19 protein-coding genes are annotated in these 23731 nt (G+C 58.4%); 3 read left to right on the forward strand and 16 right to left on the reverse strand.

Features of this window, described 5'->3' with window-relative positions; genetic code table 11:
• The 5 genes from AC1P02_RS19280 to mnmL form a co-directional block, all read right to left on the reverse strand.
• Positions 1-762 (reverse strand): transglutaminase-like cysteine peptidase, encoded by a 762-nt coding sequence (locus tag AC1P02_RS19280; protein ID WP_485182933.1) that lies wholly within the window; start codon positions 760-762, stop codon positions 1-3.
• 121 nt (positions 763-883) lie between these two features.
• Complete coding sequence (locus AC1P02_RS19285) at positions 884-2209, reverse strand: TolC family outer membrane protein (RefSeq protein WP_485182935.1); 1326 nt, start codon at positions 2207-2209, stop codon at positions 884-886.
• Between the two features lie 35 nt (positions 2210-2244).
• Entirely contained in the window at positions 2245-3663 is a 1419-nt protein-coding gene (locus AC1P02_RS19290; protein WP_017412894.1) for an HlyD family type I secretion periplasmic adaptor subunit, read from the reverse strand.
• Positions 3656-5800 (reverse strand): type I secretion system permease/ATPase, encoded by a 2145-nt coding sequence (locus AC1P02_RS19295; RefSeq protein ID WP_005314720.1) that lies wholly within the window; start codon positions 5798-5800, stop codon positions 3656-3658. The genes AC1P02_RS19290 and AC1P02_RS19295 overlap by 8 nt, the downstream gene beginning before the upstream one ends.
• A gap of 400 nt (positions 5801-6200) precedes the next feature.
• On the reverse strand, positions 6201-7136 hold the full coding sequence (gene mnmL / locus AC1P02_RS19300; RefSeq protein ID WP_005314700.1) for a tRNA modification radical SAM protein MnmL/YtqA: 936 nt from the start codon (positions 7134-7136) through the stop codon (positions 6201-6203).
• Positions 7137-7736: 600 nt separating this feature from the next.
• Between mnmL and gltB the strand changes: the two genes are divergently transcribed.
• Together gltB and AC1P02_RS19310 are read left to right on the forward strand one after the other, a co-directional pair.
• Positions 7737-12194, forward strand: coding sequence for a glutamate synthase large subunit (gltB, locus tag AC1P02_RS19305; protein ID WP_485182939.1), 4458 nt, complete (start codon positions 7737-7739; stop codon positions 12192-12194).
• 12 nt (positions 12195-12206) lie between these two features.
• Positions 12207-13622, forward strand: coding sequence for an FAD-dependent oxidoreductase (locus tag AC1P02_RS19310; RefSeq protein ID WP_485182941.1), 1416 nt, complete (start codon positions 12207-12209; stop codon positions 13620-13622).
• Positions 13623-13710: 88 nt separating this feature from the next.
• On the opposite strand, the gene AC1P02_RS19315 is transcribed toward AC1P02_RS19310, so the two are convergent.
• The 6 genes from AC1P02_RS19315 to soxR form a co-directional block, all read right to left on the reverse strand.
• Positions 13711-14403, reverse strand: a complete 693-nt coding sequence (locus tag AC1P02_RS19315; protein ID WP_485182943.1) for an amino acid ABC transporter ATP-binding protein — start codon at positions 14401-14403, stop codon at positions 13711-13713.
• A gap of 65 nt (positions 14404-14468) precedes the next feature.
• Positions 14469-15125, reverse strand: a complete 657-nt coding sequence (locus AC1P02_RS19320; RefSeq protein WP_174218890.1) for an amino acid ABC transporter permease — start codon at positions 15123-15125, stop codon at positions 14469-14471.
• Between the two features lie 57 nt (positions 15126-15182).
• Positions 15183-15956 carry an amino acid ABC transporter substrate-binding protein gene (locus AC1P02_RS19325; protein WP_485182945.1) on the reverse strand — a complete coding sequence of 258 codons (774 nt, stop codon included), beginning with the start codon at positions 15954-15956 and terminating at the stop codon, positions 15183-15185.
• Between the two features lie 303 nt (positions 15957-16259).
• A complete protein-coding gene (locus AC1P02_RS19330) occupies positions 16260-16670 on the reverse strand; it encodes a nuclear transport factor 2 family protein (RefSeq protein WP_125602342.1) in 411 nt (136 codons plus the stop codon).
• A gap of 2 nt (positions 16671-16672) precedes the next feature.
• Positions 16673-17260, reverse strand: coding sequence for an O-methyltransferase (locus AC1P02_RS19335; protein WP_485182947.1), 588 nt, complete (start codon positions 17258-17260; stop codon positions 16673-16675).
• Positions 17261-17322: 62 nt separating this feature from the next.
• Entirely contained in the window at positions 17323-17802 is a 480-nt protein-coding gene (gene soxR / locus AC1P02_RS19340) for a redox-sensitive transcriptional activator SoxR (RefSeq protein ID WP_485182949.1), read from the reverse strand.
• A gap of 60 nt (positions 17803-17862) precedes the next feature.
• Here soxR and AC1P02_RS19345 point away from each other — a divergent pair, with 60 nt between their 5' ends.
• A complete protein-coding gene (locus tag AC1P02_RS19345) occupies positions 17863-18858 on the forward strand; it encodes a questin oxidase family protein (RefSeq protein WP_485182951.1) in 996 nt (331 codons plus the stop codon).
• Here AC1P02_RS19345 and AC1P02_RS19350 read toward each other — a convergent pair.
• From AC1P02_RS19350 to speG, 5 genes are all read right to left on the reverse strand, one after another.
• Positions 18855-19289 (reverse strand): protease, encoded by a 435-nt coding sequence (locus AC1P02_RS19350; protein ID WP_485182953.1) that lies wholly within the window; start codon positions 19287-19289, stop codon positions 18855-18857. The genes AC1P02_RS19345 and AC1P02_RS19350 overlap by 4 nt on opposite strands.
• 49 nt (positions 19290-19338) lie before the next feature.
• Positions 19339-20379, reverse strand: a complete 1041-nt coding sequence (locus AC1P02_RS19355) for a M35 family metalloendopeptidase (protein WP_485182955.1) — start codon at positions 20377-20379, stop codon at positions 19339-19341.
• Between the two features lie 377 nt (positions 20380-20756).
• Positions 20757-21401 carry a DUF2913 family protein gene (locus AC1P02_RS19360; RefSeq protein WP_485182957.1) on the reverse strand — a complete coding sequence of 215 codons (645 nt, stop codon included), beginning with the start codon at positions 21399-21401 and terminating at the stop codon, positions 20757-20759.
• Between the two features lie 139 nt (positions 21402-21540).
• Positions 21541-22836, reverse strand: coding sequence for a DEAD/DEAH box helicase (locus AC1P02_RS19365; protein ID WP_005314664.1), 1296 nt, complete (start codon positions 22834-22836; stop codon positions 21541-21543).
• A gap of 275 nt (positions 22837-23111) precedes the next feature.
• Positions 23112-23645, reverse strand: coding sequence for a spermidine N1-acetyltransferase (speG, locus tag AC1P02_RS19370; RefSeq protein ID WP_017413054.1), 534 nt, complete (start codon positions 23643-23645; stop codon positions 23112-23114).
• Positions 23646-23731: the final 86 nt, after the last annotated feature.

Consider the following 23731-nt stretch of genomic DNA (forward strand, 5'->3'; position numbering starts at 1 on the left):
TTAATCATCCAAATTCACCACAGGCCGAGCCAATCGCCCGGAAGTCATGCGATTGCGTAAATCAGTCCATAATCCCAAGCGTGACGACTGCCCGGCCAGTTCCCCTTGACCACGCGCCTTCATCAACCACAAGTGACTACCGTTAAAGCTGTATATAGGCACCAAATCCCTGCGTTGGCTGGCAGGACGGATCGAGCCGATCAAATTATCCAAAATCACAGGTTCGGAGGAAGGGGTATCATAGTAGGCAACAACCATATGAAACTGGTTATAATCCAATGCCTTGACATATACCATCCGCATTTTCTCATCGGGAATGCCAAGCTCCAGCAGGGTGAAGTATTTTGAAATGCTGAAGTCTTCGCAATCACCGCCAGCCGCCCCCAGAAACTCCAACGGGGTAGCCCAGTAATCTTTCTTGCGCCACAACTTGATGTCATCAAGAAAACGCATTCGATTAAAAAACTGGTTTACCTTCTCCAGCTTCTGGCGTTCATTGAGCCCGGCTGCACGATTCTGCATGACCAGCGTACGCCAACTTGTCACACGCTTGCCTGCCCTGACCCCATAGGTTTCCTCTGCGCGCTGAACCAGCTTGAGGTCTTCGGGTGTCAAAGGTTGACTGGCAGAGAGGAGGAGCGGAAGCGAAACCAGCAGCAACCACAGTGAGTAACGCAGCCAGCGAGCGCGCGAAAGCAGACCCAACCCCGAGGCTGACGCCCTGCTGCAACCGCTTGCCTTCCACCACACCGTCACACTCATCCCATGGGCATCCAATGACTGTCACTGCAACGGCCAAGCATCAGATCGTTAGAGACAAGGGATGGTGGCAGCACAGCTGCGACCATCCCTTTCACTCGCATCAAACCTGATGCGTTCTCCATTAGCGTTTGGCTTGCCAGTCGGCCGGCTGCTGCACGTTAAACGCGTTGAGCAAACTGCCTGTCGCGTTGAGGATACGGTAATCCGCCAGCAGAGCGTCATACTCGGCCGTGATGTAACTGCGGCGCGCCTCGAACAGTTCGTTCTCGGTGTTCAACACGTCCAGCAAGGTACGCTGACCCAGACCAAACTGCTTCTTGTACGCCTGTACAGTGTCATAGCTGGCGTCAACGTGCTCTTTGAGGAAGGTCTTCTGCTTGGTCAAAGACTCTTTGGCGTTCCAGGCCAGACGCGTTCCCTCTTCAACCTGACGGAAGGCATTCAAGTGAATGTCTTTCGCCTGGGAGTACAGGGATGAAGCCGCCTTGCTCTCCGCCAGATCAGAACCACCGCGGAACAGGTTGTAACGCATCCGAACCATGGCAGTCAGATCATCGTTGCGTCCCTTGACTGCATCTATATCCTCATTCCAGTTCTGATCCACTTCGAACGTGACGTTCGGATAGAAGCCGGATTTGGAGCCTTCATGCTGATACTTTGCCGCTTCGATATCCTGCAGGGAAGAGAGCAAGGTCGGATGCACTTCGGTGGCCGTTTTCAACGCGGCATCCAGACTGGCTGGAATGAACTGTTCATCGGGAACCGGTTGTACCAGATCCTTGGGCATCTCGTTGACGACGCGAATGAATTCGCTCTCGGCATCGCGATAGTTGTTCTCGGCGGCAGCCTGGTTGGCATAGGCACGGGCAACACGACCATCGATCTGGGTCTGGTCCGCAGTCGAGCCCAGGCCCGAGTCGGTCCGCTTGCTGATGTCGCTGCGGATCTGCTCATGGGTTTCCAGATTCTGCTTGGACAGCTCCAGTATCTCCTGCTGACGCAACATGTTGAGGTATACCTCAGCCACGCGCAGCGCCGTGTTCTCTGCCTCGGAAATCATGGCCAGACGCTGGGCGTTGGCTTCGGCATCGGTCCGGGCCACGTTGCTGCTGACATTGAAACCGTCGAACAGCATCTGGCGCAGACTGATCCCGGCCTCTTTACGGGTCATGGAGTCGTCAATATTGCTATTGGCGCCCGCGGCACGGGTGGACGGGCTATCGGTCTTTTCATAACCGACACCACCGCGCAGATCGATAGTGGGGTAGTAACCACCTTTGGCTCCATCATGCTGATACAGTCGTGCCTGATAGAGATCAAAAGCTTCCTTGATTTTCGGATGGGTAGCCAGTGACTGTGCCACTGACTGTTCCAGCGTTTGAGCCTGGGTAAGGCCCGGGAACAGCACGGCGCCACTTACTAACATGGCAACAATCGTCTTCTTCATGGTATCTCCAGTCATGTTGTTTTTAGATTGTTGGCTTATCGTTCTCTCAGTGCCGACTGTTTCGCCCGTAATATCGGCTTAAGCAAATAGTCTAGGACACTTTTTTTACCAGTAATAATATCTGCACTGGCTAACATACCGGGGATGATGGGAAGTGCGTTAAGCTCATCGCCCAAGTAACTCTTCTCGGTGCGGACACGAACCAGATAAAAGGAGTTCCCCTCCTCATCCTGGATCGAGTCAGCACTTATCTGTTCGACCTTTCCATGTAGTCCTCCATAAACGGTGAAGTCATAAGCAGTGATCTTGACCACGGCATCAAGCCCTGGCCGCAAGAATGCGATGTCTTTCGGGGAAACCTTGGCCTCTACCAACAAGGTGTCTTCCAGCGGCACGATTTCCATCAAATCCATACCCGGTTGCACCACCCCACCCAGCGTATTGATCTTGAGTTTCTTGATGGTGCCTTTGAGGGGCGCAATGACGCTGGTCCTGTCGACCCTGTCTCGCAGACCGACCTGCCCTTCCGACAGCTGTCTCAATTTACCCTGAAGTTCGTTGAGCTCAGTCTGTGAGTCAGCCCGGAACTTCAATGCAATGTCGTTGCGCTTGGAAATGCTTTCTCTCAGCACAGAGTTGAGTTTGGGAATAATAAGCCGGTTGCTCTCCAGCTCTCCCTGCATCTCGTTGACCTGGCGTTCAAGCTTGATGAGCTCTACCTGGGGGACTATCCCTTCTTTGGCCAGGGGACGACTGATGTTCAATTCCTGCCGGGCCAGATCGACACTGCGCCCGACGGTTCTTATCTTGGCATTGAGCTCGATCAGCTCCTGCTCTTTCTGCTCGATCTGCTGACCAAGTATATAGAGCTGGTTATTCAGGCTATTAAGTCGTTCATCCTGAACCGACTTTTCACGGGCAGCATATTCGGCAAAGACATTTTCAAAACCATCAGGAAAGTCGATAGGCTGTTTGTCGATGAGCACCTGCTCACGCCAGCTCAGGTTCGGCCCTGTCTTGACCACCACGCTCTTTATCTCGGCTCTTAGCCGGGCAATGCCGCCCTTGAGGGTCACCAGCTCTTCTTCACGCTCCCGGAAATCAGAGCGAAAACGGGTGTCATCGATACGCAGCAACGGCTGCCCTTCTTCGACTATGTCCCCCTCCCTGACGAAGATCTCCTTGACGATCCCCCCTTCCAGGTTCTGGATCACCTGCAACTGACGGGACGGAATGACTTTGCCCTGCCCGACCGTCACTTCATCCAGCTCGGCCCAGGCAGCCCAGACGATGGCGCTCATGAAGAACAGAAAACAGGCCCACAACAATACTCTGGCCCGGGTCGGAGTACTCAGCAGGACCGCAGCGGCGCCATCATCGACAAACTCCAGATGTTCGGGTGCGGGCAGCACTGTATCGGACGGCGACTTCTTGAACAGGCCAAATTTAGCCATTGGACGCCTCCTGCACTCGCACCTTGCCTTCCTTCAACTGTTGCAACACTACATCTTTGGGTCCATCTGCCACTATCTGCCCCTGCTCCACGACGATGACCCGCGATGCGACATCAAGCATGGAGGTCTTGTGAGTAATGAGGATCAGGGTAGTTTCCGGTCCCAGTCGTGCCAGCTCATGCTTGACCTGCATCTCTGACTGGTTATCCATGTTGGAGGTGGGTTCGTCCATCACCAGAATGGGGGGATCGTTGAGCAAAGCGCGGGCCAGCAGGATCGCCTGACGCTGACCACCGGAGAGCTGACGTCCCCCTTCCCCTATTTGTCTGTCCAGACCATTCGGGTCACGGTTGGTAAAGTTGGTGACACCAGCCCGTTTGGCCGCACGCAGCACCCGCGCATCGTCCACCAGCGGATTGCCCAGCATGATGTTGTCACGCACAGAGCCGAAAAACAGGGTCACATCCTGAGGGACACAACCTATGTTTCGCCGGATCACAGATGCGGGCAGCTGATCCAGTTCGAACCCGTCGAGACGGACCGAACCATCTGTGGGTCGATACAACCCCATCAGAATCTTTTCGAGAGTGGTCTTGCCTGCCCCGATCCGACCTATGATGGCCACCTTCTCACCCGGCTCAATACGCAGATTGATATTGTGCAGCGTGCTCGTCTCCATCCCCGGATACTTGAACGACACATTATCAAATTCAATGCGCCCGGAGATGATGGGGTGGTGAATGTACTGCTTGCCTTCCTCCTGCTCACCCGGCGTCATCATTATTTTCTCCAGGATCTCCAGCGCGGACTTGGCCTGATTGTAACGAGTGGAGAGCACGGAGAGTTGCACCATGGGGGCGATGGCGCGGCTGGAAAGCATGACGGCGGCAATCATGCCGCCCATGGTGACCAGCCCTTCCGATATCTGGTAGACACCGACGATCACCAGACCCACGGTTACCACCTGCTGGATATAGCTGGCCAGGGAGGACATGGAGTTGGTGATACGGCGAGTCTGCACGCCCCAGGTAGAGATGTGGGATACCGCCTGTTCCCAGCGATGCTGGAACATGCTCTCGGCGCCGAAGATCTTGACGGTCTCCAGTCCGGAAATACTCTCGATGAGGTTGGCATTCTTCTGGGAGGCGAGGCGCGAGCCCTCTTCGATGGATTGCTTGAGCGGCGCCTGAATATAGAAGCTGTAAATAATCAGGATCAGCATGGCGACGATGGGCACGACCACCATGACGCCGGCAAACAGCCAGATAATGAAGAGGAAGAAGACCGCAAACGGCAGATCGATGAGGGTCGAGACAGTGGCCGAGGTGAAAAACTCCCGTACCGACTCGAACTCTTGCAGGTGTTTGGCAAAAGCGCCGGTGGAGGCCGGTCTCGACTCCATCCGCATGCCCATCACCTTGGCGAAGATCTTGGCCGACAGTAATACATCGGATTTCTTGCCCGCAATATCAATGAAATAGCTGCGCAGCTGGCGCATCACAAAATCAAAGGTAAACACCACCATGGCGCCTACAGCCAGCACCCAGAGTGACTCGAACGCCAGGTTGGGCACGATTTTGTCATAGACGTTCATGGTGAACAGCGGACTGGCCACCGCAAACAGGTTGATCAAAATGGAGGCAATCAGCACATCCCGATAGATGCCGCGGGATTCAAACAGCGTGCTCCAGAACCAGTGACCATCACGTGTCTCCAGTACCTTGGGAGAGCGATCATCAAACTTGAACTGCTTTTTGACAAAGAAGAGCCGGCCCAGATATTCGTCACCCAGCTGGGCAACACCGAGCCACTGGGCGGCATCACCCGCCTGAGGAAAAATCACCTTGCCCTGGGTTCTGTCTTCGTTCCACTCCAGCAGTATGCAGGCACCACCGTTTCGCATCTGCAATACGCAAGGCAGCAACAAGGATGAGATGTCGGCAAGGGGCTGGATCACTTCCCGTGCGGAAAGCCCCCCCCGCTCTGCTGCGCGGCTGAACAGGTTCGGAGTCAGCAAGCCGGATACCAGCGGCAGTCCGGTCGTCAGGGCATCCTTGCTGTTGGGCACGCCGTAAAAGCGGGTCAAAAAGACCAGACATTCCAACAGCTCATCAATACGGTTCGTTTCTGCTTGCATAGCATCCTGTCACTGCTTGAATAGGTCGGCCGTCATCATCGCGCATCTATGGTCACACATGGTTGCATGACGAGCGCACGCTCGTGGAATAAACATCAGGATCCCACAGCATAGAGATCAACAGCCTGATAAACGTTAAGCACAGGTAAATGACACTGGATATCATCATCAGACCTGAGAGGCATTACGCCCAAAGACGGTACGGCATGAAAGTGCTTGATAGCGACACAAGATGGCGCCATGTCTGATATATCCCGCCAAAATTGGAAACAATACAAGCTTATTGATAATGATATCTTTTCCAAGCGGAATACTATATCAAGACAATTTTACCGAAACTATACCGCAAAGACTGAATTTCATCTAATAACCCTCTGTTTTTTTGACGAAATTTGATTGCTTACTCTATATGGTCAGGAAGGGAGAAGGGCCGTCCCAGACTGTGTCCCTGAGCACCGGAACGGGCCAGTTCACTAGCAATCCCTGCCATGGCTGTCCAGCGATTTTCGCACCAGACCGGTGCCAACAGGGTCGGTCGGCGGGCAGAGGCAGAGATGCGATGATAGACCACCTCGGGAGGGGTGTGCTGGATCATGGCCACTGCCGCTTCAACATATTGATCCAGTGACAACACCTCCAGCCGCCCTGCCTGCCACGCCTTGCCGAGGGTGCTCCCCTCCACCACATGGAGCGGATGCAGCTTGATCCCCTCGACCCCGGTCGCCACGATGCGATGCAGGGTATCGAGGCTATCCATCGGCACCTCCCCCGGCAGGCCGACGATCAGATGGGCACAGACCTTGATGCCGCGCTGATGGGCCCGCGCAACCGCATCGGCATAGGCGGCGTAACCATGACCGCGATTGATGCGCTGCAAGGTCTTGTCATTGGCACTTTGCAGCCCTAGCTCCAGCCACACCTCATAGCCACGGGCCTGATAAGCCGCCAGCAGGTCCAGCACCGCATCCGGCACGCAATCGGGTCGGGTACCGACACACAAACCCACCATGTCGCTGACTGACAACGCCTCTTCATACATGCGTTGCAGGTACTCGACCTCGGCATAGGTGCTGGTGTAGGCCTGAAAGTAGGCGAGATAGCGTTTGGCACGGGTCACTTCATCCCGGCGCGCCAACAGTTGCTGCACCACGGAAAGCTGCTGGGCCGACTCGTCGGCAAAAGAGGAGACATTGCAAAAAGTGCAGCCACCACGGCCCAGGGTGCCGTCCCGGTTGGGGCAAGTGAAAGCGCCGTGAATAGAGAGCTTGTGGATCTTCTGGCCGTGGCGTTGCTTGAGATCCTGACCGAATGTATTGACGAGTTCGTGTAACTGCATGACACCTCCGCTAAAGGAGCGTCATTGTACGAGCTTGCAAAAACAGGGCGCTGAGCTGGATCAAGGGAGGGGAAGGTCAGAAAACATATAAATATTCACCAATATCTGGATAAATATCAGCAAGCAGGTCGTTGTTGATGCTTTCGAAACCCTTACACCAACCACAGCATGCACAATCATGATGAATAACAGTTAGCTAACCATCTGTTAGGCAATGAAAATTCACGTATAGACTCACTGACGACAAAAGCAAGACTCGTGGTGCGTAATTGTGATCTCTCCCCACCACTTGCCTGATGAATTGGTAAAATTACTACAAATCCCCTCCCCCACTGAGTCAACCAACAAAAGCCCACATATCAACATTAAGTGCTGTAAAAATAAAAAATGCCAGAGCAATCACCAATTCAAGCCCCATATATACCCGCACCCCAACATTTTGTTATGACTTTGTAATAATGAAAACAGCCGGGATGTTCAATTGACCTTGCCGAAAAATCCCATTAGTTTGGAGATTCGCCACGTCAGGCGGACGGAACCACAAGAGCCAATCGCAATTTATGCAGTTTGCGATGCAAGGCCGAGCAAGGGAGAAATGCAATGTCACTATATGATCCAAAGCTGGAGAGGGATAACTGTGGCTTCGGCCTGTTGGCCCACATGGAAGGTGAAGCCAGCCACAAGCTTGTCCGTCTCGCGATGTCAGCATTGGCTCGCATGCAGCACCGCGGCGGTATCTCCGCCGACGGCAAGACCGGCGATGGTTGCGGTCTGTTGCTGCAAAAACCGGATAGCTTCTTTAGAGCCGTCGCCGAAGAGAAAGGATGGCATCTGGGCCGCAAATACGCGGTCGGCATGCTGTTTCTCAACCCGGACCCCGTATTGGCCCAGCAGACTCGCGACATCATCGACGAGGAGCTGGAAAGAGAGACCTTGAGTCTGGTCGGTTGGCGCAAGGTGCCCATCGATACCAATGTGCTCGGTCCCATCGCCAAAGCCTCCCTGCCCAGTATTGAACAGGTCTTTGTCAACGCGCCGCCAGGCTGGGTCGACAAGGATCTTGAACGCCGCCTTTATATAGTGCGTCGCCGTATCGAAAAGCGCATCAGTGACGACTACTTCTACGTGGTCAGCCTCTCCAACCTGGTCACCGTCTATAAAGGACTGTGCATGCCGGTGGATTTGCCCCACTTCTATCTGGATCTTGCCGACATTCGCCTGCAATCGGCCATCTGCGTGTTCCACCAGCGTTTCTCCACCAACACCAGCCCGCGCTGGCCGTTGGCGCAGCCGTTCCGTTATCTCGCCCACAATGGCGAGATCAACACCATTGCTGGCAACCGCCAGTGGGCCAAGGCCCGCAGCTACAAGTTCGCGACCCCGCTCATTCCGGATCTGCAAGAGGCGGCGCCCTTCGTCAACACCACGGGCTCCGACTCCTCCAGCCTCGACAACATGCTGGATCTCTTCCTGGCCGGTGGCATGGACCTGTTCCGTGCCATGCGCCTGCTGATCCCGCCTGCATGGCAAAAACATCCGAACATGGATGACGACCTGCGAGCCTTCTATGACTTCAACTCCATGCACATGGAGCCCTGGGATGGTCCGGCCGGCATCGTCATGACCGATGGCCGCTATGCCACCTGTGCACTGGACCGTAACGGCCTGCGTCCGGCCCGCTATGTCATCACCAAGGACAAGTTCATCACGCTCGCGTCTGAGGTCGGTACCTGGGACTACACCCCGGATGAAGTGCTGGAGAAGGGCCGGGTCGGCCCGGGCGAGCTGTTCGTGGTGGATACCAGCAACGGCAAGGTGTGGACCAGCTTCGAGATCGACGACGATCTCAAGAGCCGTCACACCTACAAACAGTGGATGGACTCCCATTGCAAGCGGCTGGTGCCGTTCGAGCAGATGGATGACGCCAGCACGGGAGCCCGCGAGTTCTCGGACGATCAGCTCAAGACCTATCAGAAACTGTTCGGCTACTCCTATGAGGAGCTGGATCAGATCATTCGCGTGCTCGGCGAGAACGGTCAGGAAGCGGTGGGCTCCATGGGAGATGACACCCCGATGGCTGTGCTCTCCTCCAGCCAGCGCACCCTGTATGACTACTTCCGCCAGATGTTCGCCCAGGTGACCAACCCGCCGATCGATCCCCTGCGGGAAAACCACGTCATGTCACTGGCTACCTGTATCGGTCGCGAGCAGAACGTCTTCAACGAGACCTTCGGCCACGCCCACCGGGTACTGTTCCAGTCGCCGATCCTGCTCTACTCCGACTTCCACCAGTTGCTTGCGCTGGAAGGTGAGCACTATCGCCATCAGGTGATCAGCCTCAACTTCAGGCCCGAAGAGGGACTGGAAGCAGCCTTGGTGCGCATCTGCGAAGAGGCCCAGACTGCCGCCCGCAACGGTACAGTGCTGCTGATCCTGTCGGATCGGGACGTCAGTGCCGACACACTGCCCATTCCAGCCGCCATGGCGGTAGGCGCGGTACAGCGCACCCTAGTGGACAACAATCTGCGCTGCGACGCCAATATCCTGGTGGAGACCGCCAGCTGCCGCGACCCGCACCACTTCTCGGTACTGCTGGGCTTTGGCGCCACCGCCATCTACCCCTATCTGGCTTATGAAACCCTCGCCAAACAGGTCGAGGAAGGCGTGCTTAAGATGAGCCTGCGCCAGGCCATGCTCAACTACCGCAACGGCATCAACAAGGGCCTCTACAAGGTGATGTCCAAAATGGGCATCAGCACGGTCGCCAGCTATCGCTGCTCCCAGCTGTTTGAGGCCGTGGGCCTCTCCAGTGCCGTGGTCGCCATGTGCTTCCGTGGTGTCTCCAGCCGTATCCAGGGCGCCGATTTTACCGATATCCAGCAGGATCAGTTCAATCTGGCCCGTCAGGCCTGGTTGCAACGCAAGGCCCTCACTCAGGGTGGACTGCTCAAGTTTGTCCACGGCGGCGAGTATCACACTTACAATCCGGATGTGGTGCAAACCCTGCAAACCGCGGTGCGCTCCGGCAACTATGCCGATTACAAGGAGTATGCGCGGCTCGTGAACGAGCGCCCTGTCTCTACCCTGCGCGATCTGCTTGCTCTGAAGAAGGTCGACAATCCGGTGGACATCAGCGCAGTGGAGCCGGCAGCCAAGCTGTTCCCCCGCTTCGACTCCGCTGCAATGTCTATCGGCGCCTTGGGCCCTGAGGCGCACGAAGCGCTGGCAGTGGCCATGAACCGCCTCGGTGGTCAGAGCAACTCCGGCGAAGGCGGCGAAGATCCCAAGCGTTTTGGGACCGAGAAAAATTCCCGTATCAAGCAGGTGGCATCAGGGCGCTTTGGCGTCACCCCCCACTACCTGATGAACGCGGACGTGGTGCAGATCAAGGTGGCCCAGGGCGCCAAGCCCGGTGAAGGCGGTCAGCTGCCCGGTGACAAAGTCACCGCCCAGATAGCCAAGTTGCGCTATTCCGTGCCTGGCGTGACTCTGATCTCGCCGCCGCCGCACCACGATATCTACTCCATTGAAGACCTGGCCCAGCTAATCTTCGACATCAAGCAGATCAACCCGGACTGTCTGGTGTCGGTCAAGCTGGTCTCCGAGCCCGGTGTCGGCACCATCGCCTGCGGCGTGGCCAAGGCCTATGCCGACTTCATTACCGTCTCCGGCTATGACGGTGGCACGGGCGCAAGCCCGCTGACCTCGGTCAAGTATGCCGGTTCCCCCTGGGAGCTGGGCCTGGCGGAAACCCAGCAGGCGCTGGTTGCCAACGGCCTGCGCCACAAGGTGCGGCTGCAGGTGGATGGTGGTCTCAAAACTGGCCTCGACATCATCAAGGCCGCCATCCTCGGTGCCGAGAGCTTCGGTTTTGGCACTGGTCCCATGGTGGCGCTCGGCTGCAAATACCTGCGCATCTGCCACCTGAACAACTGCGCCACCGGCGTCGCCACCCAGGATGAGAAGCTGCGCCGCGAGCACTTCACCGGCCTGCCGGAGATGGTGATGAACTACTTCAAGTTCATCGCAGAAGAGACTCGCGAACTCATGGCTCAGCTGGGGGTCACCCAGCTGACCGATCTCATCGGTCGTACCGATTTGCTGGAAGCCCTGCCAGGCCTCACCGCCCGTCAGGCCAAGCTTGATCTCTCCGGTATTCTGGCAAGTCCGGTGGCTCCGGCGGGCTCCAGCCTGTTCAGCCAGCAGCACAACCCCACCTTTGACAAGGGACCGCTCAACTTGCGGATGGTGGACGATCTGCTGGAGGCGGTGGAGCACAAGTCGGGCGGCGAGTTCCGTTACGACATCCGCAACACAGACCGCTCTGTGGGGGCCCGTCTGTCGGGCGAGATCGTCAAGCGCCACGGCAACCAGGGCATGGCGGCCGACCCGGTGAAGGTTCACTTCAACGGCACAGCGGGCCAGAGCTTCGGCGTCTGGAACGCGGGTGGCCTCGAGATGATACTCACGGGTGACGCCAACGACTACGTGGGCAAGGGCATGACTGGCGGCAAACTGGTGGTCAAACCCCACGTCGGCGTGGCATTCAAGTCCCACGAAGCCGCCATCATTGGCAACACCTGCCTCTATGGCGCCACCGGCGGCAAGCTGTTTGCGGCCGGTACGGCGGGCGAGCGCTTCGCGGTGCGCAACTCAGGGGCTCTGGCCGTGGTCGAGGGGATAGGCGACAACGGCTGTGAATACATGACAGGCGGTATCGTCACCATACTCGGCACCACCGGCGTCAACTTCGCGGCGGGCATGACAGGTGGTTTTGCCTACGTGCTGGACGAGTGCGGCAACTTTGCCAAACGCACCAACCCCGAGCTGGTCGAACTGCTGGACGTGGCGACACTCGCCATCCATCAGGAACACCTGCGCGGCATCATAACGGCTCACCTCAATGAGACCGGCAGCCCGCGCGCCGAGGAGATCCTGGCCAACTTCGACTCCTATGTGCCCAAGTTCAGGCTGATCAAACCCAAGTCCAGCGACGTCAAGTCCCTGCTTGGCCACACCAGCCGTTCCAGTGCAGAACTCAGAATCCAGGCGCAATAAGGAGGGAACCCTATGAGCCAGAACGTATTCCAGTTTATCGATGTCCAGCGGGTCGACCCGCCCAAGAAGCCGCTCAAGATCCGCAAGATCCAGTTTGTGGAGATCTACGAGCCCTTCAACCAGGCCCAGGTCGGCATGCAGGCGGATCGCTGCCTCGACTGCGGCAACCCCTATTGCGAGTGGAAATGCCCGGTCCACAACTACATTCCCAACTGGCTGAAACTGGCCAATGAGGGGCGCATCCTGGAGGCGGTGGAGCTTTCCCACCAGACCAACAGCCTGCCGGAAGTGTGTGGCCGCGTCTGCCCGCAAGACAGACTGTGTGAGGGTGCCTGTACCCTGAACGATCGCTTCGGCGCCGTGACCATAGGCAATATCGAGAAATACATCACCGACAAGGCATTCGAGATGGGCTGGCGCCCGGATCTCTCCAACGTGGTGAAAACCGACAAGCGGGTCGCCATCATAGGTGCAGGCCCGGCCGGGCTCGCCTGTGCCGACGTGCTGGCACGGGGTGGCGTCAGCGCCGTGGTGTTTGACAAGTATCCGGAAATTGGCGGCCTGCTCACCTTCGGCATTCCCTCCTTCAAGCTGGAAAAAGAGGTGATGCAGCGCAGACGCGAGATCTTCGAGGGCATGGGGATTGAGTTCCACCTCGAGACCGAGGTCGGCAAAGATGTCACCTTCGCCGATCTGCTGGGCGAGTTCGACGCCGTCTTCCTCGGGGTCGGCACCTACAAGTACATGAAGGGTGGCTTCGAGAATGAGACGGCTCCCGGTGTGTACGATGCCCTGCCCTATCTCATCTCCAACGCCAACCGGCTGCTGGGCTTTGAGAAGGCGCAGGCCGATTACATCGACTTCGCCGGCAAGCAAGTCGTGGTGCTCGGTGGTGGCGATACCGCCATGGACTGCGTGCGTACCGCCATCCGCCAAGGTGCCGACAAAGTCATTTGCGCCTATCGCCGCGATGCCGAAAACATGCCGGGCTCCAAACGGGAAGTGAAAAATGCCCGGGAGGAAGGGGTCGAATTCATGTTCAACCTGCAGCCCATCGGCGTCGAACTGGATGCTGATGGCCAGACCTGTGGCATCAAGATGGTGAGCACTGAACTCGGTGCGCCCGATGCCAATGGCCGTCGCAATGCGGTAGTGATAGAGGGGTCAGAGCAGGTGCTGGCTGCCGATGCCGTGGTGATGGCGTTTGGCTTCCAGCCCAACCCCCAACCCTGGATGCAGGAGTTTGGCATAGCGCTCGACAACCGGGATCGCATCCAGGCCAGCGAGCAGGCTGACTACCCCTTCCAGACCAGCAACCCCAAGGTATTCGCCGGTGGCGATGCGGTGCGCGGTTCCGACCTGGTGGTGACCGCCATTTACGAAGGTCGCAAGGCTGCCGAAGGGATCATGGACTATCTGGCCGTCTGATCCGCCGTCCGTCATCGCCTTTGTGCCAACAAACAGCCCCGCATCTGCGGGGCTGTTTTTTATGTCGCTCTCGTCCGGGAAAAACCGGCTAGATACTCCAGCTCTCCGGCAACCGCTCGGTCAGGGTAGAGATGTACTCAAAAGTACGTGCCCGCCTGGGGGTGGTAAACATCTGGCGCGCACTGCCCGCCTCCACCACCTCGCCGGACTCCAGAAAGATCACCTGTTGCGCTATCTGGGCTGCAAGGCGCAAGTCGTGGGTCGCTATCAACATTGTGGTCCCTTCTTGGGCCAGCTGGCGCAGCACGGCCACCACCTCCAGCGCGAGCTCGGGATCCAGCGCCGAGGTGGGCTCGTCACAGAGCAGCACCTTGGGCGCCGGCGCCAGAGCCCGTGCGATGGCGACCCGCTGCTGCTGGCCGCCGGAGAGGGTAGCGGGTACGGCCTCGGCCTTGTGCCTGAGTCCCACCTTGTCGAGCAGTGCCAGCCCCCGTGCTATCGCCTGCGCCTTTGGCCACTTCAGCACAGTCACCAGCCCTTCTATCACGTTTTCCAGCACCGTCATGTGCGGAAACAGCTGGAAGTTCTGAAAGACCATGCCGGTCTGCTGACGCAGGCTCAGCACGCTCTGGCGAGGCAGGTGATGGGCAAAGTCGAGCTCGCTCCCCCCCAGCACCAGCTGCCCCGCGTCCGGTCGCTCCAGCAGGTTCACGCAGCGCAGCAAGGTGCTCTTGCCGCTGCCGGAGGGGCCGATCAGCGCCGTGACACTGCCAGCTGCCATCGCCAAGCCAATTCCTTTTAGCACCCTTTGCCCGCCAAACTGTTTCTCGATGCCGCTCAATCGGATCATAGGGCCAGCTCCCGGGTCTCTTTGTGGGTCAGTCTGCGTTCCAGCCGGTCTTGCAGGGTGGAGAGCACTGAGCTGAACAGCAGGTAGATGATGGCCGTCTCTATGTAAAGAATCAGCGGCTCATAGGTGACAGAGGCGAGCCGCTGGGCCGCCTGAAACAACTCGGGCACTGTTACCGCCGCCGCCAGCGAGGTGTCCTTGACCAGCGAGATGAAGGTGTTGGAGAGCGGCGGCACAGCGATACGTGCGGCCTGTGGCAGGATCACCCGCCACATCACCTGAGGCCAATTCATGCCGATAGAGTAAGCTGCCTCCCACTGCCCTTTCGGGATCGCCGCCAGAGTGGCACGGATAATCTCCGAACTGTAGGCACCTATGTTGAGGGTGAAACCAATGACGGCAGCGGTAAAGGCATCCAGCACTATGCCCGCGCTCGGCAAACCATAGAAGATAAGAAAGAGCTGAACCAGCAGCGGTGTACCCCGAATAAGCCAGACATAAAAACGGACCAGCACAACCAGCGGGGTGGGGCCATATAACCTTGCCAGCGCCACCAGGAAACCGAGCAATATTCCCAATACGAAGGTGATCAGGGTCAGCGGCACGGTAAAAATAAGCCCCGCACTGAGCAGGGGCCAAAAAGAGTCGATCATTAACTGCAACCAGGCTGGCACGTTAATTACCTCTGTCGTTATTATGTTGCCGCAATATTATTGCGAGACGTCAGTGCCAAAATATTTAACCGATATTTTTTGATAGCTGCCATCCTGCTTGGCGGTACGCAGCGTCTGATTGATGGCGGCCAGCAATTCCGGCTGCCCCTTGGCCAGCAAGGCGGCGGATTGATCCCCCTTCGCCTCGGTGGCCGCCACCTTCAGTCTGGCGTCCGGCTTCTGCTTCTTGAAGTCCAGGAAGGAGAGGCTGTCGTTGATGGTGGCATCCACCCGCCCGGTCAACACCAGCTCCAGGGACTGGTTGAAGCCCTCGGTGGCCACCACCTCGGCGCCCGATGACTTCGCCAGCTGGGCGAAGTTGCTGGTCAGGGACTGGGAGGACTTCTTGCCCTTCAGATCCGTGAAACTCTTGATGCTGTCGTTGTCGCTGTGCACCACTACCACCGCCTTGGAGGTGATATAGGGATCTGAAAAATCATACTTTTTCAGCCGCTCTGGCGTGATGGCCACTTCGTTGAGCACCAGATCGTAGCGCTTGGCATCCACCCCGGCGATGAGCCCGTCCCACTTACCTTCGACGAACTCGGGCTTCACGCCGAGACCGCTTGCGATCAGCTCGCCAATCTCAACGTCAAAACCCACCAGCTTGCCGCTCTTATCGTGGTAGGTGAACGGAGGATAGGCCCCTTCCGTGCCTATCTTGATCACCCCGGCGCTCTGGATGGCGGCGAGGCTGGATTGGGCGTCGGCCGATGTCATCAGAGCCAGCGGAAGTGCCGCCAGCAAAAACAGGGAGCGTACTTTTTTCATGATCCACCTCGTTATATTTATAAATACCCAGAACGCTTGCCAAATAAAAACATTGGCGCCATGCAATTATTATTTTCCAAACCTGAACCCATACAGGCCAATTAATTTCATTCACGGCAACATAAAATACTAATTCGGTTGGCTATCGGCATGGACAAAACATAACGCGGATCATTCCATTGCCAAACAATGAAATGTGGGGATATTTATCGAAATAATGGATAACGAGGATGGATGAATGTAAGGTAACAACACAAAATAATCATGTCCCCAGGGCGGCATGGCTCACCTTGGGGGCCAGGATCAGGCGTGTTGCGGCTCCCGGGGAATGGGGGTCACCCAGGGGCGACGCCAGCGGGGTGCCTCGTAGAGATCAGGCCAGAACTCGGTCTGACGCGAGATGACATTGCCGCGCACTGTGTGAAAGGTAATGGCGCGAGCCTGCACCTCACCATCGGTGATCAACACCTCGGTCACGACTTCACCGCCCTGCTCCAGTAGCCGGACCACGTCAAAACTCCAGGGACCTGCCGCCGGATAGCGGCGGTTGATCTCGACAAAGTTGCAGCGCCCCTCGATGCGCTCCCCCGACTGCGGCCAGTCGCAGATAAAATCATCGCCGAGCCAGCGGGCCGCCCTAGAAAAATCATTGCTTTGCATGGCCTGCCAATAGGCCTCTACCACTGCTTTTGGTTCCATGGTTCTGAACTCCATGCTCACTCTCCCGACAAACTCACCACCAGCCACTCCCCCTTGCCAACAGGCACCAGCGAGGTCGCAAAGGCCGGATCACGCTGCACCTCTCCCATCCACTCGGCCAACTCATCCCGATGGGAGACGGCATTGTCCACCACCAGCAGACCACGGGGTGCCAGCAGGCGCTGGATCTGTGGCCACCAGACACGATAGCGCTGGCGATCCGAGTCCAGGAAGATGAGCTGATAACCGGCCTCTGGCAAAATGGGCAACAGGGTTTCAGCCTCCCCCGCCAACTGGGTGATCCAGGGGCTCAGGCCGGCACGCTGAAAGTTGATATCAGCCAGTTCACGCTTGCCCTCATCCCGCTCTATGGTGGTGACTCGGCCATTGAGCCTTTGCACCGCTTCGGCCAGCCAGAGAGTGGAATAACCGTTGGAGGTGCCAATCTCCAGTACGGCCTCAGCCCCCCGCGTCTGTACCAGTACCGCCAACAACTCGCCGGTATCGCGGGTGATATTGAGCATCTTGCTGCCACGGGTCGGCTGCGCATCATCGTTGCGCTCGCCAAACTGTTCCAACTCCCGTTTAAGCTGTTGCAATGCCATGTCTCCTCCTTGCTCATTACTCAGATCGCCCAGTGCATGGCATGCCAGGTCGACTCTCATGTTTATTGTTCTTCTGATCCCGGGTCGGATGGCGGCACATCCCCCAGCAGATAACGGGGGCCGGCGCCCTGTCCGGCCGCCTGATCATCCGGGTTGTAAAGGGCGCAGTGCTCAAGGGACAGGCAACCACAACCAATACAGGAGGTGAGCTTGCCTTTGAGCTGCACCAAAGCCTCGATGCGCTGATCAAGCCGGCCCTGCCACTGGCTGGCTATCTGCTCCCAATCGCTGCGATCCGGAGTGCGGCCATCTGGCAAGCCGGCGAGAGCATCGGCAATCTCGCCAAGGCTCAACCCCATCCCCTGCGCCACCCGGATGAAGGCTATCCGGCGCAGCGCATCCTGCGGATAGAGGCGCTGGCTGCCATCGCTGCGCACGCTGCTGATCAACCCCTTCTGCTCGTAAAAACGCAAGGCACTGGCATTGACCCCGGCGCGCTTCGCTATCTGACCTATGGCTAACCACTTGCGATCCGTTTTCACCCTTGACCTCAAGTTAGCTTTAACTTGCACAATCCTGTCTCCCCTCGCAAAAGGAGTCAAATGATTATGCATCATCTTCACCACTTGCTCGATGCCAACCGGGCTTTTGCCCTCAACGGCAAAGGCACCACCAACCACTGCCCCATGGCGCTGCACGCCCTGCATGCGATGGGTGCAAGCCCCCGCCAGTTGCAGCATTTCTTCGATCATTGGCAGGCAACCCATGCGCTGCCGAGCGGGGAAACAAGTCAGGACGAGGATGAAATCCGTTTCGTACGACTGCGTCAGCAGTTGGCAGACCGGATTGCCGCCGAGGGCTGGTTGCCTCTCTTCGAGACCCTGCTGGCCAGGCGCCTCTCACCGGCGGGAGGCGCCTTCCATCCTCTTATTCGCTTCGCCTGTGCCCTGGAAAATGGTCATGTGGGAGAGCAGGCTGCGGCACTGGCCGCCTGGCAGTGCAGCCCCCTGATACTGCCTGTCGGGGAAGGCGCACCGGCCCGGGATGTCGCCAGCCTGCTGGCCGGGCTCTCCGAACAGTGGGAGGGTGCGAGCTGGCAGGGCGAGTGGATCACGGGTCGATTGCAGCAGGTGGCAGAGGCGCCGCGCTGGCCGGGCACGCTGCCGCAAACGCTCGCCGAGTCATCGTCTGTTTTGACACAACTGGCCGAGGTGGCCCTGCCGCTCTATTGGCAAACCGGCAATTTTACCGTGCTGCACATGGTGACCGGCAGCCGGGCCGCAGCCATTGTCGCAACGCAGTTGCCCAGCGAGTGGCAAGGACAGTGGCGGAGCTTGATGTGGCAGGCGGTGGCGGCGGCTTATATCACGGTCGGGGCTCCGCACCTGCGTCCCCAGACATGGCCCGCCTGCAACGGATTATCCTGGCAGCAAGTGTTGGAGCGGGCGCTCGCCAGTCTGGACGATCATGTGATCAAGCTGGTGCACTGCTGCTGGCGGGAACAGGCAAGCAGACCCGGCGATTCATCCCGCTATCTGGCAGTCGCGGCCCGCGCCGTGGGGCTGCTGAACGCAGCAAACGGGCGTGACGCCGCTTAGGGTGCCGCCAACCGGGTGAAACTGATGGCGGGGCAGCTGGGGGTGACCCCCTGGGTCAGGGTCAAGGGCTGGGCGCGGTAGTTGAGGTGATAGAGGCCTGGCCGGGACAAATCATAGACCTGGGTCAGATCTGCATCCGCCTGGCTCTGCTGGCCCGCCCCCAGAATGAAGAAGTCATCGGCACCGGGTTCGCCACGCTTGGCGAGCGGTCCTTTGTAAACCAGCGGCTGATTGTCGAGGGTGAGATCGATGGCATCGGCGAACCAGCCTTCGAACGGGGTGAACCAGCTCAACACCTCGAGCGGCCCCTCCCCCTTGTTGGTCAAGGTCATCACCAGGGGCAAGGTCTCGTTCACCCGGCTGTGTGCCTTGACCGACAGTTCACACTGCAGGGGAGCGAGCGCGAGGGTGGTGAGCAAGAGTGTCATCATGGAGCCTCCTTCAGCATCAAAAAGGGGCCTTGCGGCCCCTGTCAGCGGATCAGTTTTCGCTCGGGGTATTCTCGGCGAAGTATTCATGATTGTCGGCGTTGTTGAGCGCCTTGACCGGATCCGTCTTCGCCAGATTGCGGGCATTGGCCTGACCGTAACCCAGATCGTCGGTGCCTGCCACTACGTTGAAGTGACTCAGCTCATGGACTATGGTGCCGGCACGGGAATCGCTCCCGGTGACGGGCGCCGTCCAGAAGCTCTTGCACAGATAGACCTTGTAGGGTTGATCCGGATAGACGTAGGCGAAGTAGCTCTGCTTGCAGCTGCAGTCAAAGGTGAGCGGCTTGTTGTCGATGGCATCCTTGATCTTGCTGAAGTTCGTCTCGGCCTGATCCCAACGGACACTGCTATAGGCCCCGAACCAGCTGCGATAGCGCTGGCCATCGGGCTTGTCGACCGCCAGATAGCTGCTGGCGTTGTTGCTGATGCCACTGGCGGCATCCAGCGCCGTCAACAGATCGCTCTTCTGGGTGTTGGTGCAGCGTCCGCTGAAACTGACAGAACCGGCAACAGCCTGGGGCTCGGCGGCGGCTACCTTGGCCTGAACCCGCTCATCGTTCACCCCCTCCACCCACAGGGTGATGGCGTTGGACTCGCTCGCCTGGGCCTGTTTGGCCTTGGCGGCCTTCGCCTCCTGCGGTACGGTCGGCAGCTGATAGCGGATGCTGTACTGACCCTGAGCACTCATGTCATAGAGACCCGACACTTCCGCCTGCACCGTCAGACTCTGGCCAGCCTTGAGCAGCTGGAAATCCTTGTCGGTTGGCGCCGCACGTTTGATCAGCGCCCCCTCATAGCTGACCGGTTGACCATCCCGCTCCACCAGAAACAGGGGGGCATCGTCGCTGCCCGGCAGTTGCCACTTGAGCAGACGGATAGGCTTGTCACCCGTGTTGGTCAATGTCAGGTTGACGCGCACGTCGTCTGTGCTGCCATCCACCAGGGTGAGTTGGGCATCTAGCCCAGCGGCGCAGAGCGGGGAAGCCAGCACACCGGCCAGCAGCAAGGCTATTGGAGTCACTTTCATCATGTTTCCTCATTCATTGAGTGTCGCCATCAGGCGGTTTGCTTCCTTAAGGCCCTCTTTGGGGCTCACTCACCCTAGAGCAGAAATTTTCCACCACCATCCCACCATATGGGGGACGCCCCCCATCAGAGGGGGCAAGATGCAGGCGCGCTGCCATGCGACACATTTCGAACGACAAAACGGGAACCCGCTGGCCGTATCACGCAGCCCCTTTGGTTCTTGTAAAAGGTTCCTGTAAAAGGTGCTTGTAAAAAGGTTCCTGTAAAAATTTCGCTTTTGCTCTCGCCTCACCCGGCCAAGCCCGCCAGCACCATCACTGGCGCATAAAAAACCCCGGCGCCAGGCCGGGGTTTGGGAACAACAGGGGAAGAGGCTCGCCGTCAGGCTTTCGCCTCGGCCAGCAGCGCCAGCGCGGGCTGCAAGTTGGCGGGCACCAGACGGTACGCCTTGTGGTGCTTGACCAGAGTGACCTTCTTGTTGCCCTGGCTCAGCAGCAGACCATGGTGAAAGGCCGCTTGCGCCAGCCTGGCTTCATCACCGCGCACGTACAGGGTCAAGGGTTTGATCAGCTCACCCTGCACTATGTGCTCGCCATATTCGCAACTGGAGATCACCAGACTGGATTGGCCCTGTCCCTGCAAGCGCAGCTTGGCGTTCACCTCGCTGTCGGTAAACACCAACCAACCCGCAGCTTCCAGCTCTGCCAGCAGGGCGGCAAGCCTGGTGCCGAGCTGTTGTGAGTCCGCCTGCACCCGGGCGTACTGGAAGGCGATGCGCTCCAGCAGGCCCTTGAGATCGGCACCGGCCCCCAGGGTACGGCCCTGCTGGATCCCGCCTTTCAGATCCTCCATCACCAGACGGGAGAAACGCTTCTCCTTGAGGGAGTCCGCCATCCAGGTGCAGAGAAAATGGCTCTCCTGGGCGGGGGTACGCTTGCCCGCCTTCTGCTCGGCGGTGCGCGCCAGCTCGGCAAGGCTCTGGGTGGCCATGTCGAGCAGGGCCTGATTGTAGTTGGGAGGTGTCATCACGAGTCCTCAGAGAGACGGGCACAGGCCAGAGGCCGGGTCATCAACAGCATAAAGGCGCCAGTGGCGCCTTTATATACAAAATCGCCCCTCCGGACCGGCCCTGACAAGGGGAAGGCCCGGATGGGGTTGGGCGCGCTTATTTCGGCTGGCGCGGCTTCTTCATTGCCGCCAGACGCTTGAGGCGCTGACCCTGCAACTTGGCTTCGGCCATGGCCTGGGCGGCGGCGTTGTCTTCACGCTGGGGACGCTTGCCGAAGCGACGACGCTCCTGCAACTGCTTGATCAGCTCGTCACGGTTGCCCACTTCGTAGCCCTTCGCCATGACACGGCGGATCTTCTGGCCGATCAGTGCCTCGATCTCGAGCAGGGTACGCTCTTCTTCGCGGCTGACGAAGGAGATGGCCATGCCGCTCTTGCCGGCGCGGCCGGTACGGCCGATGCGGTGCACGTAGTCTTCGGCCAGGAACGGCAGATCGTAGTTGACCACGTACTGCAGATCCGGGATATCCAGACCACGGGCGGCCACTTCGGTGGCGACCAGTACCCGCAGCTTGCCCTCGGTGAATTCGCGCAGGGCGCGGCGACGGCTGCCCTGGGCCTTGTCACCATGCACAACGGCAGACTTGATGCCATCCAGGTTCAGCTCGGCCACCAGCTCGTCACAGCTTTCGCGGGTACTGGCAAACACCAGCACCTGCGGCCAGTTCTGCTTGCCGATGAGCTCGGAGAGCAGCTCGCGCTTGCGCTTCTGCTCCACCGGATAGACGGTGTGAGTAACGGTATCGGCGGTGGAGTTCTGCTTGTTGACGCTGATGATCTGCGGCTTGTCCAGCATGACGTTGGCCAGCTTCTTCACCCCGTCGGAGAAAGTGGCGGAGAACAGCAGGTTCTGGCGTTCCTTGTTGACCGCTTGCAGGATCTGCTGCACATCGGCGCTAAAGCCCATGTCGAGGATGCGATCCGCTTCGTCCAGCACCAGACACTCGACGCCTGACAGGCTGAGGTTGCAGGCGGTCAGGTGCTCCAGCAGACGACCCGGGGTCGCCACTATGATGTGAGCACCCGCTTTCAGCTTCTTGGCCTGCACATCCTGCTTGCCGCCGCCAACGAGCGTCAGTACGGTGACATCCAGGTACTTGGCAAAATCATTGATGTTGCTCGCCACCTGGGCCGCCAGCTCGCGAGTCGGGGTCAGGATCAACACGCGGGCATTGGACGGCTGCAGCTCGGCCGGCTTGTCCACCAGGCGCTGCAGTATCGGCAGGGCGAAGGCGGCAGTCTTGCCGGTACCTGTCTGGGCGCTGGCCAGCACATCGAGACCGCGACGGATAGTCGGGATCGCCTGGCGCTGCACAGGGGTCATCTCCTGATAACCGCAATCTGAGACAGCACGCAAAATCTCGGGGGCAAAATCGAACGATTCAAATCTCATAATGGGTTCCTGTGTTCCAGCTGGACTGTGTTTGGCTTGCGGCTCGGCGTAGGCGAGGCGGAGGTTGATACCACCGGTGGCTGCGTCCGACATCAAGTCAGAAAATGAGCCGGAAAATGGCGGGCGCGAAGTGTAACAGATAGGCATCACAAATTCTGCCTCAAATGGCCTGAGTTTTTATCCTGTCACGAGAAAGGTGCCGACAAAGAGAGCCGCATCACTGGCATCGGCCAGCGCAGCCCTGCCCCCCATCGGCACCAGAATGTCAGGAAACGTTAGACCCTGTTGGCAGCATTTGCCTGAAAATCACGCTGAAACAGACACATGCGAATGGCTGTGCGATATTTGCCATCGATGAAGAACTCCTCTTTCAGCTCCCCCTCCGGCGCGAACCCCAACGACTGATAAACGTGGCGCGCCTTGGCATTGTCACTGTCGACGATGAGATACAACTTGTGCAGATTCAGCACGTTGAAGGCATACTTCATCGCCTTCAAGGTTGCTGTCTTGGCATAGCCCAGCCCCTGATAGGCGGGGGCTATGATGATCTGAAACTCGGCGCGGCGGTGGATGCTGCGAATATCCACCAGCTCCACCAGGCCAACATTGGTGCCCTCCACCTCCAGGATGAAACGGCGTTCTTGCTGATCGTGGATGTGCTTGTCATAGAGCTGGGCCAGCTCCATGTAAGCCTCGTAAGGCTCCTCGAACCAGTAACGCATTATGCTGGCGTTGTTGTTGAGCTGATGTACGAATTTCAGATCCTCTCGCTCGAGGGGACGAAGGCTCAGGGTGTCACGACATGGCATAAAGTACCTGCTTGATGGTTGATGGGCGGCATTGGCGGCCCGCCTGGGCCTAGCCAATGCCATTGGTAACTCAATGGAGAACCCGG

Source organism: Aeromonas sp. TS_SC_11 (assembly GCF_057318915.1).

Excerpts from the sequence above, each read along its gene's own strand:
- AC1P02_RS19280 (WP_485182933.1), bottom strand. The coding sequence starts at position 762 with ATGAGTGTGACGGTGTGGTGGAAGGCAAGCGGTTGCAGCAGGGCGTCA.
- AC1P02_RS19285 (WP_485182935.1), bottom strand. The coding sequence starts at position 2,209 with ATGAAGAAGACGATTGTTGCCATGTTAGTAAGTGGCGCCGTGCTGTTC.
- AC1P02_RS19290 (WP_017412894.1), bottom strand. The coding sequence starts at position 3,663 with ATGGCTAAATTTGGCCTGTTCAAGAAGTCGCCGTCCGATACAGTGCTG.
- AC1P02_RS19295 (WP_005314720.1), bottom strand. The coding sequence starts at position 5,800 with ATGCAAGCAGAAACGAACCGTATTGATGAGCTGTTGGAATGTCTGGTC.
- mnmL (WP_005314700.1), bottom strand. The coding sequence starts at position 7,136 with ATGCAGTTACACGAACTCGTCAATACATTCGGTCAGGATCTCAAGCAA.
- gltB (WP_485182939.1), top strand. The coding sequence starts at position 7,737 with ATGTCACTATATGATCCAAAGCTGGAGAGGGATAACTGTGGCTTCGGC.
- AC1P02_RS19310 (WP_485182941.1), top strand. The coding sequence starts at position 12,207 with ATGAGCCAGAACGTATTCCAGTTTATCGATGTCCAGCGGGTCGACCCG.
- AC1P02_RS19315 (WP_485182943.1), bottom strand. The coding sequence starts at position 14,403 with ATGGCAGCTGGCAGTGTCACGGCGCTGATCGGCCCCTCCGGCAGCGGC.
- AC1P02_RS19320 (WP_174218890.1), bottom strand. The coding sequence starts at position 15,125 with ATGATCGACTCTTTTTGGCCCCTGCTCAGTGCGGGGCTTATTTTTACC.
- AC1P02_RS19325 (WP_485182945.1), bottom strand. The coding sequence starts at position 15,956 with ATGAAAAAAGTACGCTCCCTGTTTTTGCTGGCGGCACTTCCGCTGGCT.
- AC1P02_RS19330 (WP_125602342.1), bottom strand. The coding sequence starts at position 16,670 with ATGGAGTTCAGAACCATGGAACCAAAAGCAGTGGTAGAGGCCTATTGG.
- AC1P02_RS19335 (WP_485182947.1), bottom strand. The coding sequence starts at position 17,260 with ATGGCATTGCAACAGCTTAAACGGGAGTTGGAACAGTTTGGCGAGCGC.
- AC1P02_RS19345 (WP_485182951.1), top strand. The coding sequence starts at position 17,863 with ATGATTATGCATCATCTTCACCACTTGCTCGATGCCAACCGGGCTTTT.
- AC1P02_RS19350 (WP_485182953.1), bottom strand. The coding sequence starts at position 19,289 with ATGATGACACTCTTGCTCACCACCCTCGCGCTCGCTCCCCTGCAGTGT.
- AC1P02_RS19355 (WP_485182955.1), bottom strand. The coding sequence starts at position 20,379 with ATGATGAAAGTGACTCCAATAGCCTTGCTGCTGGCCGGTGTGCTGGCT.
- AC1P02_RS19360 (WP_485182957.1), bottom strand. The coding sequence starts at position 21,401 with ATGACACCTCCCAACTACAATCAGGCCCTGCTCGACATGGCCACCCAG.
- AC1P02_RS19365 (WP_005314664.1), bottom strand. The coding sequence starts at position 22,836 with ATGAGATTTGAATCGTTCGATTTTGCCCCCGAGATTTTGCGTGCTGTC.
- speG (WP_017413054.1), bottom strand. The coding sequence starts at position 23,645 with ATGCCATGTCGTGACACCCTGAGCCTTCGTCCCCTCGAGCGAGAGGAT.